Origin of the sequence: Enterococcus sp. AZ141, assembly GCF_051714385.1 — a bacterium.
In the GTDB taxonomy this organism is placed as follows: domain Bacteria; phylum Bacillota; class Bacilli; order Lactobacillales; family Enterococcaceae; genus Enterococcus_D; species Enterococcus_D entomosocium.
Genome location: NZ_JBIORT010000001.1, coordinates 2,025,416 through 2,045,278 on the forward strand (window position 1 = coordinate 2,025,416; position 19,863 = coordinate 2,045,278).

Here is a 19,863-nt window from a genome sequence, read left to right on the forward strand (position 1 = left end):
ATCTTCGCATATCAACAAAAAGATTGAAACTATGTATAATTTCTGGTAAATTATTCTAAATCAAGAGTGATAAAAACTGTCAATAATAAATAGTGATCCTTACTTGATGCTTTGTCCGCTTTTCCAATGAAATGTCTCTGGAATTGTCCCGTCGAATCAGCAAGTAAGGGTTCTTTTTTTTAGAAAGGAAGCACAGGAAATGGCAAATACGCTGGTTGTCAATACACTCGCAAATTTAGGCGCAATTATCATCAATATTTATTTGTTATTCAAAATCAGTGATGGCTTCGTAGGTCAAGGGACATTCAAAGCGAAACAGATCGCAGCGGCGATTGCTTGTGAAACCGTGGTGGGGATGCTGATGATGAATTTCTCTTACGTCGTATACGAAACGCGATTTGACCTGCGCTTTTTACTTTACGCTTTTTCCATGAAATATCTGGGGTGGAAGGTGACCGTACCGACGATGGTCAATCTAGCGTTAGGGCGTTTCTTGTTTGAAGTATCAAAATCTTCTTGGCTGAACTTATATCTTACGTTTTTTTTGATGGTGACACTGACATTTCTGCATGCCTGGGCCAAACGGCGATTTACTGACAAACAAGAGTTGTTCCTATCAATAACCTACTTGATCGCTATCTCCTTTCTTTTTGGTTTTTATTTGACGGGTGATATTCAAAAAACGACCCTAATTTATATAGTTTATGGCATTCTCGCCTATACGTTGGCGTTTTTCCTTTACTCGATAGTAAATGATATGCAGCGCATTTTGGCATTGGTCAAAATCGATGATCTTACGCAGTTGAATAACTTCCGTAAGTTTCAAGATGACCGCCAACGCCTAGATACGACCGAGGTGGACTTATCGATCGCTTTGATCGATATCGATCATTTCAAAAATTACAATGACCGTTACGGACACCGTGCCGGGGATGTGATTTTGCAAGAAATCGCTCGTATTTTTTCGACCTACTGTACGGCGAGCAATCCGGTCTATCGCATCGGTGGGGAAGAGTTTGCGATCTTGATCCAAGGAGACGCACAGGCTGCTGCTTATCTCCTTGAAAAAATTCAAAAGCGCATCCGTTACCAAGAAATCATCTTGGATGCCGGTGATTCGGTCAGCATCACGTTGTCGATTGGGATCGCACAACGGCAAAGGGGTGAGTTGCTACAGCAAACGCAAGAACGTGCCGATCAAGCATTGTATCGAGCCAAGCGCAGCGGTCGCGACCAACTCTGTCTTTACTGATGGGGTTGGCTTCTTTTCTTTTTTTATTTTCAAAAATACTACCTTAAATGAGGGGCGCATATGGAAAATAGTTTAATCATGATTCCTTCGCTAGAACCGGACCACAAACTGCTGGCTCTGGTGGAGAAAATTCGTTTGCATAACCAGCACTTGCCGATTTTGGTCGTGGATGATGGTAGTGGGGCAGCTTATCAGCCTGTCTTTTCAGCATTGGCACAGCAGTTTGGCTGTCAGGTTTTGACCCATCCAAAGAATCTTGGAAAAGGCGCAGCCATCAAAACCGCCCTCACCGAAGTGCTGACAAACCAGCCAGCTGTTGAATTTATGGTGACCATTGATTCGGATGGGCAGCATGAGTATACCGATATGATGGCTTGCTTAGCAAAGGCCCAAGCCCATCCCGACAGTATTATTTTAGGGACCCGATCCTTTGGCAAAGAAGTGCCTTTGCGGAGTAAGTTCGGCAACATTTTGACCCGAAATATCCTACGTTTAGCGACTGGTCTTGCCATCGAGGATTCGCAGACGGGCTTAAGGGTTTTCCCTCGGAAATTCATGACAGATTTGTTGGCGATCTCAGGTGAGCGCTTTGAATATGAAACGCGGATGCTGATCGAAGCCCAGAAACGGGGGTGGCCGATTCTCTCGCAACCGATCGCCACCATCTATATTGAAGAAAATGCCTCTTCCCATTTTCGGGTCTTGGCAGATTCCGTCGCTATCTATAGCGTCTTTTTGAAGTATTTGTTTTCATCTGTGGTCTCCTTTTTTGTCGATGTGATCGCCTATGCGTTATTGATCCATTTCTTGTCTGTCATCGATCTGTCCTCCATCGTGATCGCTTCGTTGGGTGCCCGCTTGATTTCGGCGATCGTCAATTACTACATCAATCGCGAGCTTGTTTTTGGTCAACGGACAAAGAACAGTATGCTGCAGTATTTTTTATTGGTGATCGTACAGATTTTGCTGTCCTCTTTCCTCGTCTACCTGATCTATTTGATCCTGCCGATCGGGGATTCTGTGTTGTTAAAAATAGGCGTCGATTGCCTGCTCTTTTTCTTTAGTTACCATGTGCAAAAAAATGTCATCTTTAAGGAGTGATTGAGGTGGAACAAAAACGTTTGCCTTGGGCGAAAAAAGTCGTTTACTTTCTAGCGTTTGTCTTTTCGCTGATCTATTTATCATGGCGGGGGCTGTATACATTGCCATGGCACGAGTCTTGGTTTGCCTTGCTGTTTGGTTTGCTGCTTTGGGGCAGTGAGATCGTATCGAACTTTACGGGCTTGCTGTTGATTTGGAACAAAAACAAAGCAAAGCCCTTTGAAAAACCGGTCGTGCCAGAAGCCGACTATCCGGCGATCGATGTGTTGATTGCTACTCATAATGAAGAAGTGCCGCTTTTATTAAAAACGGTCAATGCAGCAGTTCATATGAAATACCCCGATCCAAAAAAAGTTCACATCTATTTGTCAGATGACACCAACCGTCCAGAGGTCAAAGCACTGGCAGATAAATTTGGCATCGGCTATATCGGATTGATCGGCAATCAGCATGCCAAGTCAGGCAATCTCAATCATGCATTATCAAAAACCAATTCGCCGCTAGTGGCGACCTTTGATGCAGATATGATTCCTTACTCAGATTTTTTACTGGAAACAGTGCCATATTTTGTGGCAAATCAGCAGGAACGCCGCAATGACCAGACCATCAAACCGTTGGGCTTTGTTCAAACACCGCAAAGTTTTTACAATGCGGATCTTTTTCAGTACAATCTTTTTTCAGAAGCGGCGATCCCTAACGAGCAGGACTTCTTTTCCAGAGAAGTCAATGTTTTGAACAACGCCCATGATACCGCTATTTATACAGGTTCCAATACGGTGATTGCACGAGAAGCGATCGAAGCCGCTGGCGGATTTCCGACGGACACGATCACGGAAGATTTTGAATTAGGCGCCTTGATCAATTGCCAAGGTTATCGCAGTTTATCAACACTGCAGCCAATGGCCAGCGGTCTGTCTCCAATTGATATCCCAAGTGCCTTAAAGCAGCGGATTCGCTGGGGAAGAGGAGTGGTCCAAAGTGTCCACAATCTCCATCTTTTTAAGAATAAGACGTTGTCTTTGGCGCAAAAAATGGTTTTCTTAAACAGCTATTTGTATTGGTGGTCGTTTCTACGACGGCTACTATTTATTTTCGCGCCGATTTTGTACACCGTCTTTAATGTAAGGGTCGTAGAGACAAACTTTTGGGTCTTGCTGCTGTTTTGGCTGCCAAGCTATACGTTCTTGCATTTGGCGATGCAGGATTTGAGCAGTGATATTCGAACGCAGCGTTGGGGTGAGATCCAGGAAACGATTTTTGCACCTTACCTAGTGATTCCTGTCTTTTTGCAAGCCATTGGCATCAAAGAGACCCGCTTCAAGGTGACTAATAAAGCAGCAACTCAGTCTAAAAAAGACTTGTTGTTTGTGGTGCCGCATTTGTTGCTGTTGATTTTGACGATTATCGGCTTAGTGAAGTTTAATTACGGCAAATTCGGCTCAGAGATTTTCTACGGCAGTGTGTTGACCTTTTGGCTGCTGACCCATTTCTTTAACTTAACCTTTGCGGTCTTATTTTATCTCGGTCGCCCGATTTATCGAACGACGGAACGGTTCAGAGCCCATTATCCTGTTGAAGTTTCCGACCAAGACGCCAGCTATTCTTTGATGACAGAAAATATCTCAGAAAATGGCTTGTCCTTCGTTTCTGACGTTCCTCTTTATTTTCCGCCAGATGCGCCGCTGACTTTTAAAATCACCCGTAATGGCTACCAAGCAGAGATGACTGGAAATATTGTCCGCGTCTTTTCTGGAAAAGATCGCTGGGTCTATGGCGTTGCTTTAAACCAGTTGACAGAAAAAGATTACTTAGCCTATCTGCAGATCATTTATGATGGCTTCAATCAAAGCCTGCCGGTTCTGCGGGATCCGTGGATGACCTTCTTTGACAGTCTTTTTGAAAATCTCGGTAAGCATCTGCTGCAAGCCAAACAAAAGCCATTGCCGCCTCAACGAGTGCCCATACTGACCATTGATCAAAAATGGCACTTTGATGAAGGAACCTATGCGGTCACAACATTTGGTTTTGATCAGTTCACGTTGGCAAAAGCAGAAGAGGTCGAGATGCCGGTCCATCTAAACTTACCGATCAGTAATCTTGTGCTTCACGCTGAAAAAGCGACGCTTCAGCCAAAAGAAAATCAAGTGATATATCAAGTAAGCAATCTTTCAGAGCTGCGTTCCACAGTAGCCCTCCAAGAATGGGTAGACAGCTTGCTGAGAAAGGAGGCAGACGATGATCGAGATCCTGCTGCGATTTAGTCTATTTGGTTTATCATTAGCTGGCTATGCCTATCTTTTTGTACGAGTTTGTCATTTTACCAAATACATTAGCTGGATCGCTGCCTGCTGTTTGCCGATCCTCGTTCTTTCCTTTGTCGCATATGGTCCCAAAGGATGGTTGATCTGGGGGGCCTGGTTTTTATTTGGTCTTGGCTTACTATTATGCGTTTGGCGTTTTTGGCAGGAGTGCCATCAGGTGCGGTGGGGTTTACAAGAGCCCATCATGCTGTGGTTTTATGGCTATTTTGCTTTGTTCGTTTTAACATTGCTTCACAGTCATTTGACCCACTATGACAACTTCTCTCATTGGGCGACGATCGTTAAATTCCTTTATACGCAGGGACAATTGCCAACGGCAACCGATGCCATCATCAGTTTTACTTCCTATCCTTTAGGTAGCTCATTGTTTGTTACTTATACAGCAATCATCGTTGGCTATCATGAGAATATCTTGCTGATTGGTCAATTGATTTTGATTTTCTGTAGTCTGTATAGTTTTTTTGCGATTATTCGTGATCCGAAAAGAAAGCTGGCTTTTGTCTTGGTCTTCACCAGCATGGCCGTATTCAATTATTTTAATATTGCGATTCGAATGAATAATTTGCTGGTAGACTTCATTCTTCCCGTTTTAACTTTGGCAGGCATCTCCGGGTTATTTTCTTTAAAAGGCAAAGTGCTGCCTTCAATCAGCTACTTTCTTTTGATTGGCGCCTCTCTTGATTTGGTCAAAAATAGTGCTGTCTTTTTTCTGCTGATTTTAGGCGGCTATTTACTAGTCTGCTTATGGCAAGCTTCGATTCGTTGGCGACAACGACTAGGATTGATGATTGTAGGGTTAGCTACCATTGGGCTATCTGTCCTGCCGGCGATTCTTTGGAACTTGCATGTCAAAGCGAATTTTCCAAAATCGAAGCATGAAGTCAGCGTGACCGCTTATAAACAGATTTTTGGTGAAAAGGATTCGCAGATACTGCAGCAGATTACGGATGTTTTTGTCAAAACCATCACGGATATTGCGACGATCTCCACGCAAGGGATTCTCTTGATCCAGGTCATCCTGTTGGGCAGTTGGCTATTTGTCCGATTTATCATGAAAAAACGCAATCCATTTTTAAAAGAACTGCTGTTGATCGATGGTATCATTGTGGGATATTATTTAGGAATCTATGCCATGTTCTTGTTCTCGATGCCCACTGATGAAGCACTGTCTTTGGCAGGGTTCGATCGCTATGCCTCAAGCATCGTGATTTTAGCACTTGGCTTAATGACCTTTTTCATGGTCCGAGGCATTGATCATTTGTATCATGAACAAGCGATCGATCGGCGAAACTACCGTAGCTTTGCCAGTTTGACCACAAAAAAAATCTATCAATACAGCACCTTGATTCTGCTATTTTTTGCGACATTGCTGATCCTTTCAGAAAATAATGGCATGCGTTATACCAACCGTGAATATGCTGATTCGATTCCAGCACAGGTTTCAGCCGTTACTGGCGATCACTTTGACCTGAACCAGAAAAAATATTTGGTGGTCAGTACCAACAAAGAAGCAGTAGACAGCTACTTAGTTGGCTATGTCGGCAAATATTACTTGTTTTCACCCAATGTCGATGGCCGAGAGAATTTCCTCTTACCAGATGCAGATTTTCGCACGCTATTAAAGCAATACGATGAAGTCGTCATCTTAGAAGAACACTACACCTTTAATGCCATGACGAAGAAGCTAACAGGCAAGACCTTTGCCCCTGGTGTTTATTCGGTGGCGGAGGTGTTGGGGCAATAAATGAAGGAATTTCTCAAGCGCGTCTCCTTATTAGAGAATCAATAGTAAAAATACCAATGAAACAGACGTATCGTTTGTTCATTGGTATTTTTTTTCTGTTCCCACTGAGTAATATCCTCTATACTATGAAAATACCAAAGGATATGTAAATAATCTGGATTAAACGAAAGGGTACACATGAATAAAAAAACGGCGCAATATTTTCAGTGCCTATGATTTACTGTAATCAATGCAGTAAAAGTAAGTGTTTTCATTTTTTTGAGAAACAGCTACCATTAGAAATGTAGACGAGGTGAAAGTTTCATGATCAGTGAACGGGAAAAAGCAATTATTCGATATCTCTTAGAGAATGGACCAACAACGGTTGCTAAAATTGGGTTGCATATGTCGCTTTCGCAAAAGACAGTTTCGCAATCGCTAAAGAGAATTGATGAATTTTTGCAGGAAACAGCAATAAGGCTTGTTCGCAAACCTAGAGTAGGTGTATTTCTTGATGGCGATTCAGCTGAAATTCTAAAGTATCTTGATGGGAACGAGGAATCAAACTTACCGACGAGCAAAAAAGATCGTATTCAGTTTCTTTGCTTTGAAATACTGAAACAAAAAACGTATTTTACGCGTCAACAACTGCAAGATGCACTCTACATCAGTAAATCAACTTTAGAAAATGACATGGGGCAGGTAAGCGAGATCTTTCGTCATTTTAACGTTACGATTGAAGTTTTACCGGGGAAGGGTTCCTTTTTGAATTTATCAGAACAAGAAAAACGTCGTTTAGCATTTGATTTGATCTACTATTTCTGGGGTGGAAATTGGAAAATAACACAAGAGCAGCAACGCTATTTGCATTCGATTCAAGGAATTCCTCAGTTTGTTAATGATTTTATTGACCTGACAAAAATTTCTTTAGTTGATACGCTCTTACAAGAGTATTTGAAAAAAGAACAAATTACGCTTAATGATGCTGCCTATCACTCACTATTGCTTCATCTAATCATCATGATTGATCGGGTCAAAGAGAAGAATTATCTGACTTTCGAAGAAAGAAGCCATCCTTTGATGGAGAATAGAGCTTTTTATCGATTTATCGCATCAATAGAAGAAACGTTTTCTCTGTCGTTGCCAGTTTCGGAAGTTCATTATATTTCGCTTCATATCTATGGGGATTCGTTGATGAAGAAGAATGACTCCGATGATTTGCTTGATGAAACGATACGAAAATTGATTCATGAGACGATCTCCCTACGCAATGAAAGTCTTTTGTTAGGATTGGTATCACATATCAAAGAAGCTATTTATCGCATTCAAAAAGGATTAGTCATTCATAACCCGTTTCTAAATGATGTGAAGAAGAATTTCCCTTTGTCTTTTGAGGAAGCGCTTCGATTAGCTCATGCCTTAAATTGGCAGTTTTCGATTTCGATCCCCGAAGATGAGGTTGCTTTTCTGGCCGTACACATCCAAGTGATGAAAGAACAGCGAGAAGAAAAACAACCGCAGAAAGTGAGTGTCTTATTAGTTTGTAGCAGTGGGAAAGGCACTTCACAGCTATTAGCTGCTCGCATTCGGAGAAATTATGAGCAAATCGATATTTCCAGAATTCTTTCTATTCAAGAGTTGATTCAGACCAATATTTATGAGGACTTGATTTTATCGACAGTGGATTTAAAAATCGATTCGATTCCAACAATCCATGTTTCTCCTGTACTGAATAAAGATGAGCAGCGAAAAATAGAAACCTTTTTAAAAAATGTCGAAGAAAAGCAAAATGGTTCTTTCAGTCAGTTTGCGAAACTGATTCACGAGGACTTGATTTTTTTAGATCATCATTTTGAAAATTATCAAGAGGTGATTACATTTATTGGAGAGCAGTTGGTTACTCGTGGGTATGTGATCGAGGAAATGATTGATTCTTCCCTAAAAAGGGAACAGCTTTCCTTTACTTCTTTTGGACGATTCGCAACGCCTCATGGGACGCCAGAATACGTGAAAAAATCAGCGATTGTATTTTTACGTCTTAATAATGAGATCCACTGGGGAGAAACAAAGGTGAAATATGTCTTTTTCATCTGTATCAAGGATGAAACTGTACAAGACCTTGAGGAAATCTATGACACGATGCTTAATGTGATGGAATCAGATGAACGAACCTTCCTCCTTAAAGGGACGAAAGATGAATTAAAAAAGTATTTACAAGGGGGAACATAAAATGAATATAGAAACACTACTACCTTTTGAACATATTGTTCTTGGTCTAGAGGCAACCACTAAAGAAGAAGTGGTCCGTCAATTAGCAAAAATATTAGTAATTGAAGGAATCGTTCAATCCGAAAATGAGTATGTTCAATCAGTCATGGAAAGAGAAGATCACTCGACCACAGGAATAGGCAATAATATAGCTATCCCTCATGGAAAAAGTCGTGCAGTTTCTGAACCCGCAATCGTTTTTGCTCGGTTAAAGGCACCATTAGAATGGCAATCTTTAGATGATGAACCGGTATCGGTTGTGATTATGCTTGCTATTCCTGAAGAACATCAAGGAGACACCCATTTACGGATTTTATCAGAAATTGCCATGAAATTGATGGATGAAGACATCACAGAAGCGCTGAAAAGCGAAACAGATAAAGAGATTATCGCGAAATTATTAAGCGAATAAAATGGAGAAAAGGGGAAAGACGAATGAAGAGAAAAATTATTGCAGTAACGGCGTGTGCCACAGGAGTTGCTCATACCTTTATGGCGGCACAGGCGCTAAAAAAAGCAGCAGCGAAACGTGGCGATTTAATCAAGGTTGAGACACAAGGAGCAACAGGTATCGAAAATGAATTGAACGAGCGGGATTGTCAAATTGGGGAAGTCGTGATTTTTGCCGTTGATACGAAAGTGAGAAATGAGGAGCGTTTCAATGGCAAAATGATTCTCAAAGTCCCGGTAGCAGCCCCTATAAAAAACGCAGAAAAAGTAATTGAAGATGCATTAAAGCTGATTGATCAATAAAGAGGAGGAAAATCAGATGAAAAAGTTGGCAAGTGAAATGAAAAATCATGTTTTAACAGGAATATCTTATATGATTCCTCTAGTGATTGCCGGAGCAGTTATCATGGCGATTTCTCGAGTAGGTGGATCAATATTTGGGATTGTTGATATTTGGGACGCCTCTCATGGAGAAAGTGCGAATACGATTATCCGATTACTCCATAGTTTAGATGGATTCGGTGGCATTGCGTTAGGACTGATGTTTCCCGTAATATCGGCATTTATTGCTTATTCGATTTCCGATAAGCTAGGGATTGCCCCTGGTCTTGTTGGAGGTATGTTAGTAAAAGACATTAACGCAGGCTTCTTAGGCGCAATTGTTTCAGGGTTGATCGCTGGGTACATCTGCTTGTGGATCAAAAACCATATCAAACTGCCAAAATCGATGGCATCGGTAGTTCCAGTGTTCTTAGTTCCTGTTTTAGGTACTTTAGTCACTGTCCTACTTGTGAACTATGTGATCGGTACACCATTTGCAGCTATCAATGTGGGCTTAGAGTCATGGTTGAACGGATTGAGTGGCGGAAATGCGGTCGTGATGGCGGCAGTTGTAGGGGCAATGGTTGGATTTGATCTTGGAGGGCCAGTAAATAAGGCAGCTGTGACAACCGCGATGGCTTTATTGACAAGTAACGTTTATGCACCAAACACTGCAGCACAAGTGGCGATTATCATTCCGCCAATTGGTTTAGGATTAGCGACTGTTTTTGCAAAGAATAAATACAATAACGAACTAAAAGAAGCAGGAAAATCGTCGATCATTATGGGACTAGTAGGTATTTCAGAAGGAGCGATCCCATTTGCGGTGGAAAATCCACTAAAAGTGATCCCAGTGAATATGATTGGTTCAGCGGTTGGTTCTGCAATGGCTGTAGGTCTAGGAGCTGTCAATACAGTGCCAATCTCTGGTTTTTATGGTTGGTTCACCGTAGAAAAATGGCCACTGTATGTTTTATCGATTGCTACTGGCTCATTATTCATTGCGATTTGTACAAGCTTGCTACGTTCAAAAGATGCGGGGAAAGAAACAGATGCCACGATGGAAGAGTTTGACGAAGCGGCTTGGGAAGAGCAGTGGGAAGCATAGCTATGACAAATGTACACATAGTAAACCACACCCATTGGGATCGTGAATGGTATTTTACTTCGATGGACTGTGTCGTTTTGAGTGACCAATTATTTAGTGATGTACTAAAAGAACTAAAGAGGCAACCGACTGCATCTTTCGTGCTAGATGGACAACTGTCTATTCTGGACGATTATTTAGAACTCTATCCTGAGCGCTTGACTGAGGTCAAAGAGTTGATCGCCAATGGTCAATTGTTCATCGGGCCTTGGTACACCCAAACAGATGCCTTTTTCGCTTCTGGTGAGTCCATCATTCGAAATGCCATGATTGGTATATTTGATAGCAAAAAATATGGCAGCTATATGCCGATCGGTTATTTGCCAGATACATTTGGTTTTAATGCTCAAATGCCAACCATATTGAACGAAGTTGGACTTGATAACATTATCTTTTGGCGAGGCATCGATTTAGGGGAACAGGTCAAATCCCCTTACTTTAAATGGACGAGTTTAAGTGGGCGAGGTTCACTGTATGCGGTGAATTTTCCTCAAGGATATGGTGCACAGCAGCAATTGGAGCCAACGAGCAGTTATGTAGATGGCAGACTCGATAGAGGTGTTGATTTTATTAAGAGCTACGCGAATGAACCTGAAATTTTGATTCCAACTGGAAATGATCAGTTAGGCATTGTTTCTGCCATAGAAGAAAAACTAACGAAAATCAATCAGCTTGGAAAATACAAGTATCAATTGAGCACCTATCCAGCATTTATGGAGATCGTCCGTCAAAAAGAACTGGAAGTTTATCAAGGAGAGTTTCGTGCACCGGTTTTTGCACGGGTTCACAAAACGATTGGTTCTGTACGAATGGATCTGAAACGTGAGATTTTTCGATTAGAAAACAAATTAGTTTTAGAAATTGAACCAATGTTAGTTATTGCGAAAGATTTAGGGATCGAATTAAGCAATCGCTTGCTAATGAAAGCTTGGAAAAAGTTATTTGAATGTCAAGCCCATGATAGTTTGGCAGGCTGTGTATCAGATAGTGTTGCACAAGATATCAGTCATCGGGTAAAAGAAATCAGTGAGATTTGTGAGAGCATTGAAAATTTGATTTTAAAAAGAATCAGTGAAGGACTCGCTTTACAAGCCAACCAATTTCTGATTCTTCATCCAACACCAGTGCCATTTCAAGGAGAGAAATTCGTTAAGATCGTATCCAGAACCAACAATATCAAGGTTATTGGAGCTGATTCATCTGTACTTGAAGCAGTGTATATCCCAAGCAGGAAAAATATTATGGAAGAAACTCCGGCTGGCAACCGTTTTATTGAAGAAGAGGGGTATTATCTGTTAACCGTTCAAGTGACCTGTGCCTTTTCAGGCCTTGGTTATCAAGTCCTTACATTTGAAGAGCAAGAGACAACTCCCGAATCGTCTTTAGATCAAAACACATGGATTAGAAATGGAAAATACATGCTTTCCTTTGAAGACGGCCACCTGATTTATTCAGATGGAAAACAACAGATCGTGGATTTCTTGTCGATCATCGATGATAGTAATGCCGGTGATACGTATGACTATTCGCCTATTTTGAATGATCAACCGATCACGCTTCGTTTTGCCAGCTGCAATGGGAAGCAAGAAACATTGGCTTTGGAAGGAAGTTTACAGCTACCGTATACGATCGAAGAACGGATGAAAGGAATCGCCACCAAAACATTCGATTATACATTGACCCTCCAACTGACAAAAAATGGTGAGGTAAACGCAAAGCTACGTTTTAAAAATACGCTTTTAAATCATCGGATTCGAGTGAAAGCTCGATTAAACAAGCCGATAGAAAGAGCGGTTGCGGCCATTCAATTTGGCTATCTTGAAAAAAGAAATCAAACACTGGAAAATTGGCAAGAAAAATATGCAGAAAAACCTGTCAATATTGAACCATTTGAAAAACAAGTGGTTGTTTATGATCAAGAGAACGCCCTCGTTTTCTATAGCGAGCAGAGCAAAGAGTATGAATATATCGATGACTCCTTATATGTAACGGTAGTAGCTACAACCGACTCTCTAGGAAAACCAGATTTGTTGTATCGACCAGGTCGTGCTTCTGGCGATACAACCAAAAAGGGACATATTATGATGGAAACACCTCTTGCTCAAATGGAAAACTATGAGATGGTCTTCGATTTTTCCCTAAGGGTCGCATCAACAGCTATTTCTGAAGAGTTGTTGGCTACTTGGAAAACTGTTAAAGAACAGCCATCGATTTCTTATCAATTGCAAGATTTGAATTACTTTATTTATCGTATAGACAATAAAATTCAAAAGCGCATTGATCCATTATCTCTGACCGACATGTCTCTTTCTTTGTTGTCTTGCAGCTTAGAACCAGGTGTGGGAGTCAGTGCGCTCCATAATGCGTATTACTCTGAGGGAATCGTTGTCCGTTTCGTCAATCCAACGAACAAAGAACGTCCTCTTGAGCCCAAAAAATTATTTAATGGGTACGAATATCAGCGAATCAATGCCTTAGAAGAACCGCTTGAAGCGGATCATATCATCCACGCTTATGGAGTAGCAACCTATTTATTAACTAAAAACTAGGAATAAAGAACACAAAATTTGTCGAGAAGGAATTGCTTCTGTAACGTTTTCCTCTACAAGATTTTGTGTTCTCGCTTTTTTACAATACTTAGAAGGAGTTTTTATGTCCGTACAACTTTTATTGCTTGCCTCACTGCCTGCACTAGGATGGGGCTTAATGCCAATCGTCGCTAAATTGATGGGAGGAAAATCAGAGGAACAACTGCTAGGAACAACAATCGCAGCCTTGATTTTCGGTAGTGTATTTGGTTTCTTGAATCAAGTGAGTTATGCCATGGTGCCATTTTTCATCAGTTTATTATCTGGGGTTTTTTGGGCTTGCGGACAATACTTCCAATTTCTCGCTTTGGAGAAAGCGGAGGTTTCTAAAGTAATGCCCGTCTCCGTCGGGACCCAATTATTATTTGTTACATTAGCATCTGGCTTCTTTCTCAAAGAATGGACAGATTTAACGACTGTAATTTTCTCAATCATGGCATTAGGAGTCATTCTAACAGGTGTTTTCCTTGTAACTAAGACAACTCATCAGCAAACAGGCTTAACACAGCAAGTACTTCTTTATCTATGTTGTTCTTCAGCTTTTTTGATGCTATATGTGACAGTCACTGGTCTGTTTCAGATAAGTGGCGCACAGATTTTCTTGCCTCAGGCAGTAGGGATGTTTCTCGGGGGAAGCGTAATTTCCTTGAAAAGTAAGCAACAGTTGCGTTTCCGCAAAATAATCCACAATTTAGGTACTGGTAGCACATGGGTTATCGCGAATACTTCGTTATTCGCTGTATCGTCTTCTTTAGGTGTAGGCGTAACCTATTCATTTTCTCAAATGAGCTTACTTGTTGCTACTTATGGAAGTATTGTCCTCTTAAAGGAACAAAAAGTTGGCAGAGAAAAGCAATTTGTAGCTCTTGGTAGCTTGCTCTATATTGTTGGTGTATTAGGGATGAGTTGGTTGAAATAACTTTGCACCTGAGCAATTTTAGTTAGTGATCAATAAAGTAGCAGATAACAGTTTAACCAATAAAGAACTTATCTTAAAAATCAAAGAGTGGGTAACCACTCTTTTTTTTGTTTAGAACATGAATATTTAACTTATGCCACATTTTTTTATTTAAGCAAGTAGCGACATAGAATCATTTTTTCTTTTTTGGCGTATGCCCATAATACAGTTTGTATTTTTTATAGAAAAAAGTGATATTGGTGAAACCTGCTTCAGCCGCACATTGGGTGATTGGTTTGGTGGAGGAAGCAATTAAGTTGTGGGCGAGATTCAATTTCTTTTCGATAATCAATTCGGTCAAATTTTTACTAGTTTCTCGTTTGATCAATGCACTTAAATAGGAAGGAGAATAGTTAAAAAGGGTGGCGAGTTTTGGCAAAGTAACCGTTTGGAAGTTCTCTTCGATATAGGTCAAGATCGCTAGAATGTGCTGTTTTTTTGCCGCTTCTTGCTTGTTGGTCTGATAGTCGAACTCACGTACGAGAAAAGTGAAAAGAATGGCTATTAGATTGCTGATGATTCGTTTACTACCAATGGCTTTTTCATAAGTTTCTTTCAGCATTTCTTGAATCACAGCATGGATCCGATCATCTTTATTGTTCTTAAAGACAATATATTGGTCATGCGCGTGCTTGTCTGACAATGCAGTCAGAACAAAATCAAGCACGACCCCTTCATTAAACTGTTCTCGACTAATCAATTGAGCGAAATAATCCCGCTTGATCAAAAGATTGATCAAAACATCGTCTTCACCAGTCATTTCAATCGAATGGGGAATTCCGGTATCAATCAGACAAATTTGTCCTTTTGTCAGCGTAACTTTCTGATCATCGATCAATTGGGTGCATGTTCCTGAGTAGATATAATTTAATTCGATAAAACTGTGGTTATGATAAGGAACTGGACTGAAGCGGCTTTGCTTTAACAGAGTAAAGTTTTCTTGTTCTTCCATCAGATTATCGAATAAGTAAACTTGTCGGCCATTGATCATCACTTTTTCCAGCTGTTGATAATAGTCAGAAAGGTGGTTTGGATGGTCTCTGTGATAGCATTCCCGCTCAGATAACTGAAAAAGCTTTTTTTCCATTTCTTCGGTTGTCATTACAATCCCCTCCTTTCGTAAATCTAAAAATATGATAATTATCTGCAAAGAAGATGACATTGTTTCAATCTGCAGAATTGCTTATGATACATTTGAAAGCGTATTTATTATGATTTTAAATGAAGTTGAATGAGAAAGAAAGAGGAATTTGTATGAAAAAGATAACGAATTTATTGAACGAAAAATATGATAATCATATTTTTCCGTTTTTATGGATGCATGGAGAAGAGAAGGAGACGATTCAAACTTACATCAATAAAATTTACGAAGCCGGCATCCGATCTGTCTGCATCGAATCACGCCCTCATGAAGAATTTTTGAAAGCGCAATGGTGGGACGAGTTGGCGATCATCATTGAAGAGTGTGAAAAAAGACAAATGACACTTTGGATTTTGGATGACAAGCACTTTCCAACAGGCTACGCCGCAGGAGAAATTGAGAAGAATCATCGACATTTGCAGAAAGAATTTTTGAATTTTCGACAATTTGATTTTGTAGGCCCAAAAAAGAATGCTGGAATTATGTTGGATTGGTGTTCCAATGCAGAGCGACCGAATATTTTGAATTCCGAAGGGGAAACGGTTAACGAGAGTGGCAAATCATTTTTTTCTGCTAAAATCATCAGCGCCGTTGCGGTCCAAAAAACTGGATTTAAGCAGATCAGCGAGGAGAAGTGGATCGACCTTACAGACTCAATGATTGATGAGACATTGTATTGGTCTATTCCTGAAGGTGAGTGGAGTATCTTTATCTTTTACACGACACAAGAAGGCGGGGAAGCTTCGACACAAGGGTACTTGAATCCTTTGGTACCAGAAGCAACGGATGTTTTGCTGGAAACGGTTTATCAAAGTCATTATCAACACTTTGGAGAGAAATTTGGCACAACGATCCAAGGATTTTTCTCAGATGAACCGCGGTTTGGGAATATCAAGGGTCCTGATGCAGTCCTTGGAAAAGTAGATATGCCATTGCCGTGGCGGTATGATTTGTTGACTTTGTTAGCAAACCAGCTAGCCATATCTGAAACTGAGCTGCGAGGGCTGTTGCCGGCTCTCTATCGTGGTGAATCAAAACAGACGGCTAAGATTCGTTACAATTATATGTCGTTGGTTTCTGAGCTATATAGTCAACACTTTTCTCAGCGGATCGGACGCTGGTGTCGGGAACATAAGGTCGACTATATCGGACATGTAATTGAGGATAACAATGCCCATGCACGTTTAGGCTATGGGGCAGGTCACTTCTTTCAATCGATGAAAGGACAATCGATGGCAGGGATCGATGTCGTTTTGCATCAATTGATGCCGAAACAAAATGACGGATACTTTGAAGCCATGACATCTACTGGCTGGGATGGCGAATTTTTCCATTACGCATTAGGGAAAATGGGGGCATCTTTAGGAAACTTAGACCCTGTGAAACAAGGTCGAACGATGTGCGAAGTTTTCGGTGCATATGGTTGGTCAGAAGGAACCAAACTGATGAAATGGCTAACCGATCACATGCTGGTGCGAGGGGTCAATCATTTTGTCCCTCATGCTTTTTCAATGAATGACTTTCCTGATGCCGATTGCCCGCCACACTTTTATGCGCAAGGCCATAATCCACAATTTGAGGGCTTCAAACAGCTGATGACGTATATGAATCGTTTGAGTTATCTATTTAGCGACGGGAAACATCAAGCGGATATTGCTGTGCTTTACCATGCTGAAGCGGAGTGGGCAGGCGCTTATATGCCGATTCAAAAAGTTGTTCGTGAACTGATGGAACATCAATACGAATTTGAAATCGTTTCGGTTGAGATGATGCTTGATGCGCAATTTACGGATCAAACGTTTGTCATCAATGAGTATGCCTTTCAAACACTAGTCATTCCATATACTGAGCGAATGTCTGGTCCATTGATCAAAAAGCTGACAGCTCTCGCAGAATCTGGAATTCAAATTATTTTTGTTGAGGAAATGGTGAAAGAAGCCCTTGAACAAACTCTGCTTACTCATGAACTGCGGCTTCTCGCTCGCCTTACGGAAGTAACACCGCTCACAGCACTTACTGATAACGTTGGCTTGAAGGTACGGGATCGTTTAGAAACATCAAAAGCTCTGCCGTATTTGCGCTACTATCATTATCAGCAGCAGACAGATGAAATATTCATGCTTTTCAATGAAAATGACAGTGAATCGCTGCAGTTTCAGGCTGTTTTTCCTGCTAAGAAGCCTTTAGTTCAATATGATCCAGTAGAAAATAAACTGAAACCTGTGTCATATAAAAATGGCAGCTATGAGATTCGTTTAGCACCAGCAGAGAGTATGATTCTTTTTGAAGCTACCTCGGAACAACCATTGCGTATTGATAGAAGCAAACCAGTGAAAGAAGTTCATCTAAACGATCAGCCATGGCAAGTCACTTTCGAAGGAATCGGGAAAGAGCAAGCGGTAGTTGCCTGTCAAAAACAATATTCGTCATTGCCTTTACTGGGAGTCGGTGATGACTTCAGTCGGTTTAGCGGGAAAATCACTTATACCGTGGACTTCCCTAAAGCAGCAGGAGAGGTTTTATTAAGTATTGAAGATGCTTCAGAAGTTGTGACTGTTTCAGTGAACGGTCATTGTGTAGGCACAAGAATCAGTACACCGTATACATTTGAGTTGACGGACCTGCTTCAAGAAACGAATAATTCCATCCAGATTGAAGTGATCAATAATTTAGGTCGCAGTATGCGGGATTATCTTTCACAGTTTGTCCTGTTCGAGCCTTTGGGGATCACTGGCGAAATCAAACTTTTTATTGAGGAGGAGCAAAAATGAACAACCAGCAGTTGGCAACAGAGGTTTTAAAGGAGATTGGTGGAAAAGCCAATATCGAATCGGTGACCCATTGCGTCACACGTCTGCGTTTTGTATTGCATGATACAGATACCCCAAGTAAGGAGACCATTGCTAGTCTTGACGGAGTGATTTCAGTCGTTGAACAGGGCGGACAGTACCAGATCGTTTTAGGAAATCGTGTAAACGATGTCTATGAAGCGGTCCTGCAACAAGTCGGCGAATTAATAGAAGACAATACCCATGAAAAAACAAAAAAATCTCTTTTTGATCAGTTTACCTCCACGATTTCAGGGATTTTCACGCCAGCTTTAGGCGCTATGGCTGCGTCAGGAACGATCAAAGGGATCTTGACGATTTTATCAGTAGCAGGTATTTTGTCAGAAACTTCGGGAACCTATATCGTTTTGTATGCATTGTCTAATGCTTTCTTTTACTTCATGCCAATCTTATTAGGTGCTTCGGCGGCAAATTATTTTAAATTAAACAGCTATGTCGGAATGTTGATTGGGGCATCATTGATCTATCCTACTTTGCTGCCGTATGCGACAGAAGGTAGTTTGACCTTTTTGTCGATTCCCGTGAATATGATGGACTATACTTCTTCCGTTTTTCCGGCAATCATTGCTGTCTGGGTGGCAGCCAAAATCAATGGCTTCGTTCAGAATTGGCCGTTGAAAGATTTGCGATTCATGGTACAGCCTCTTATCGTGTTACTAGTTTCTGTCCCTCTTGCCTTGCTGGTCGTTGGTCCAATTATATCCAACTTATCAAGTCTACTGGCAACGCTTGTTAATAATGTTTATCACTTCAGTCCGGTTTTGGGCGGGCTGGTGATTGGGGGACCATGGATCTTGATGCTCATGTTCGGATTGCATTGGGCATTCATTCCAATTTTTCTTAACAACATGGCGATGCAAGGATTCGATCCTGTGATGGGTCTGCTCTTAGCGAACCAAATGGCAATGGCTGGAGCTGTCGTGGCGGTTGGTCTACGAACGAAAAACGATAAAACGAAAGCACTCGCATACTCAACAGGTCTGACAACCCTGATTGGTGTCAGTGAACCAGCATTGTACGGAGTATTACTTCCTTATAAACGTCCGTTGATCGCTGCTGTCATCAGTGGAAGTTTAGGTGGTGTTATTGCAGGATTTATGCAGACAGTGCAGTATTCTTTTGGTGGTTCAGGATTGTTGGGTATTCCTTTGATTATCAATCCAGCAGGAATCGATGGTGGATTTTATGGTGGGATTGCTTCGCAGGTAGTAGGGCTTGTTGCGGCATTTCTAATCACCTATTTTTGGGGAATTGTAGAACCTGAAAAAAGGAAAGCAGTCAATTCAAAAGAGCCAGTGAATACAAAAATCAATTTTCAAGAAGTCGTTCAAGGAGAAGTCGTTCCCTTAACAGAGGTTCCTGACAAAGTTTTTTCAGAAGGCTTGATGGGGCAAGGGAAAGCAATCAAACCACAATCAAACACCTTTTATGCCCCTTTTGATGGCGTGGTCACTGCTTTATTTCCAACAAAGCATGCGATCGGCTTGACCAGTGATCAAGGCGTTGAACTTTTGATCCATATCGGTGTTGACACAGTAGAGCTAGAGGGAAGGCACTTTACGACCCTTATTGAAGCAAATCAAGCAATCAAAAAGGGCCAGCCGCTGATAAAAGCCGATCTCGCAGCTATCCAAGCAGAGGGATATGCGACCATTACGCCAGTTGTGGTAACGAATGCGTCAGCATTTGAGAAGATCATGAATGAAAAAGAGTCACTTATTGTTGCCAACTAAAACCTTAGATT

At 41.2% G+C, this 19,863-nt stretch carries 13 protein-coding genes; 12 read left to right on the forward strand and 1 reads right to left on the reverse strand.

From position 1 onward, the window contains the following. Nucleotides 1-199: 199 nt before the first annotated feature. The 10 genes from IGI89_RS09460 to IGI89_RS09505 all read left to right on the forward strand — a co-directional run bounded on the left by IGI89_RS09460 (nt 200) and on the right by IGI89_RS09505 (nt 14,090). Nucleotides 200-1,252, forward strand: a complete 1,053-nt coding sequence (locus IGI89_RS09460) for a GGDEF domain-containing protein (protein ID WP_005234402.1) — start codon at nt 200-202, stop codon at nt 1,250-1,252. 60 nt (nt 1,253-1,312) lie between these two features. Next, nucleotides 1,313-2,353 (forward strand): bifunctional glycosyltransferase family 2/GtrA family protein, encoded by a 1,041-nt coding sequence (locus tag IGI89_RS09465; RefSeq protein ID WP_005225347.1) that lies wholly within the window; start codon nt 1,313-1,315, stop codon nt 2,351-2,353. Beyond that, the gene (locus tag IGI89_RS09470; RefSeq protein ID WP_144330405.1) at nt 2,350-4,614 is read left to right on the forward strand and encodes a glycosyltransferase family 2 protein; all 2,265 of its coding nucleotides are present in this window, start codon (nt 2,350-2,352) and stop codon (nt 4,612-4,614) included. The genes IGI89_RS09465 and IGI89_RS09470 overlap by 4 nt, the downstream gene beginning before the upstream one ends. Then, on the forward strand, nt 4,589-6,418 hold the full coding sequence (locus IGI89_RS09475; RefSeq protein ID WP_144330406.1) for a lantibiotic ABC transporter permease: 1,830 nt from the start codon (nt 4,589-4,591) through the stop codon (nt 6,416-6,418). The genes IGI89_RS09470 and IGI89_RS09475 overlap by 26 nt, the downstream gene beginning before the upstream one ends. 303 nt (nt 6,419-6,721) lie before the next feature. Continuing rightward, complete coding sequence (locus IGI89_RS09480; RefSeq protein WP_144330407.1) at nt 6,722-8,626, forward strand: BglG family transcription antiterminator; 1,905 nt, start codon at nt 6,722-6,724, stop codon at nt 8,624-8,626. A gap of 1 nt (nt 8,627) precedes the next feature. Then, nucleotides 8,628-9,077, forward strand: coding sequence for a PTS sugar transporter subunit IIA (locus IGI89_RS09485; protein ID WP_016619740.1), 450 nt, complete (start codon nt 8,628-8,630; stop codon nt 9,075-9,077). 23 nt (nt 9,078-9,100) lie between these two features. After that, nucleotides 9,101-9,418, forward strand: a complete 318-nt coding sequence (locus IGI89_RS09490) for a PTS fructose transporter subunit IIB (RefSeq protein WP_005234408.1) — start codon at nt 9,101-9,103, stop codon at nt 9,416-9,418. Beyond that, complete coding sequence (locus tag IGI89_RS09495) at nt 9,408-10,544, forward strand: PTS fructose transporter subunit IIC (protein ID WP_438735570.1); 1,137 nt, start codon at nt 9,408-9,410, stop codon at nt 10,542-10,544. The genes IGI89_RS09490 and IGI89_RS09495 overlap by 11 nt, the downstream gene beginning before the upstream one ends. Nucleotides 10,545-10,546: 2 nt before the next feature. After that, complete coding sequence (locus IGI89_RS09500; RefSeq protein WP_438735571.1) at nt 10,547-13,132, forward strand: alpha-mannosidase; 2,586 nt, start codon at nt 10,547-10,549, stop codon at nt 13,130-13,132. A 103-nt stretch (nt 13,133-13,235) separates the two neighbouring features. Next, nucleotides 13,236-14,090: a GRP family sugar transporter gene (locus IGI89_RS09505; protein ID WP_005234411.1), complete on the forward strand. Its 855-nt coding sequence runs from the start codon at nt 13,236-13,238 to the stop codon at nt 14,088-14,090. 172 nt (nt 14,091-14,262) lie between these two features. Here IGI89_RS09505 and IGI89_RS09510 read toward each other — a convergent pair whose 3' ends face one another. Further along, on the reverse strand, nt 14,263-15,231 hold the full coding sequence (locus IGI89_RS09510; protein ID WP_008380931.1) for an AraC family transcriptional regulator: 969 nt from the start codon (nt 15,229-15,231) through the stop codon (nt 14,263-14,265). A 152-nt stretch (nt 15,232-15,383) separates the two neighbouring features. On the opposite strand from IGI89_RS09510, the gene IGI89_RS09515 reads away from it, so the two are divergent. Both IGI89_RS09515 and IGI89_RS09520 read left to right on the forward strand, forming a co-directional pair. Next, entirely contained in the window at nt 15,384-18,041 is a 2,658-nt protein-coding gene (locus IGI89_RS09515) for a glycosyl hydrolase (protein ID WP_438735572.1), read from the forward strand. Then, complete coding sequence (locus tag IGI89_RS09520; protein WP_438735573.1) at nt 18,038-19,852, forward strand: beta-glucoside-specific PTS transporter subunit IIABC; 1,815 nt, start codon at nt 18,038-18,040, stop codon at nt 19,850-19,852. Before IGI89_RS09515 ends, IGI89_RS09520 begins: the two co-directional genes overlap by 4 nt. The last annotated feature ends 11 nt before the right edge of the window (nt 19,853-19,863 follow it).

Excerpts from the sequence above, each read along its gene's own strand:
- IGI89_RS09480 (WP_144330407.1), top strand. The coding sequence starts at position 6,722 with ATGATCAGTGAACGGGAAAAAGCAATTATTCGATATCTCTTAGAGAAT.
- IGI89_RS09515 (WP_438735572.1), top strand. The coding sequence starts at position 15,384 with ATGAAAAAGATAACGAATTTATTGAACGAAAAATATGATAATCATATT.
- IGI89_RS09465 (WP_005225347.1), top strand. The coding sequence starts at position 1,313 with ATGGAAAATAGTTTAATCATGATTCCTTCGCTAGAACCGGACCACAAA.
- IGI89_RS09500 (WP_438735571.1), top strand. The coding sequence starts at position 10,547 with ATGACAAATGTACACATAGTAAACCACACCCATTGGGATCGTGAATGG.
- IGI89_RS09520 (WP_438735573.1), top strand. The coding sequence starts at position 18,038 with ATGAACAACCAGCAGTTGGCAACAGAGGTTTTAAAGGAGATTGGTGGA.
- IGI89_RS09510 (WP_008380931.1), bottom strand. The coding sequence starts at position 15,231 with ATGACAACCGAAGAAATGGAAAAAAAGCTTTTTCAGTTATCTGAGCGG.
- IGI89_RS09460 (WP_005234402.1), top strand. The coding sequence starts at position 200 with ATGGCAAATACGCTGGTTGTCAATACACTCGCAAATTTAGGCGCAATT.
- IGI89_RS09475 (WP_144330406.1), top strand. The coding sequence starts at position 4,589 with ATGATCGAGATCCTGCTGCGATTTAGTCTATTTGGTTTATCATTAGCT.
- IGI89_RS09490 (WP_005234408.1), top strand. The coding sequence starts at position 9,101 with ATGAAGAGAAAAATTATTGCAGTAACGGCGTGTGCCACAGGAGTTGCT.
- IGI89_RS09485 (WP_016619740.1), top strand. The coding sequence starts at position 8,628 with ATGAATATAGAAACACTACTACCTTTTGAACATATTGTTCTTGGTCTA.
- IGI89_RS09505 (WP_005234411.1), top strand. The coding sequence starts at position 13,236 with ATGTCCGTACAACTTTTATTGCTTGCCTCACTGCCTGCACTAGGATGG.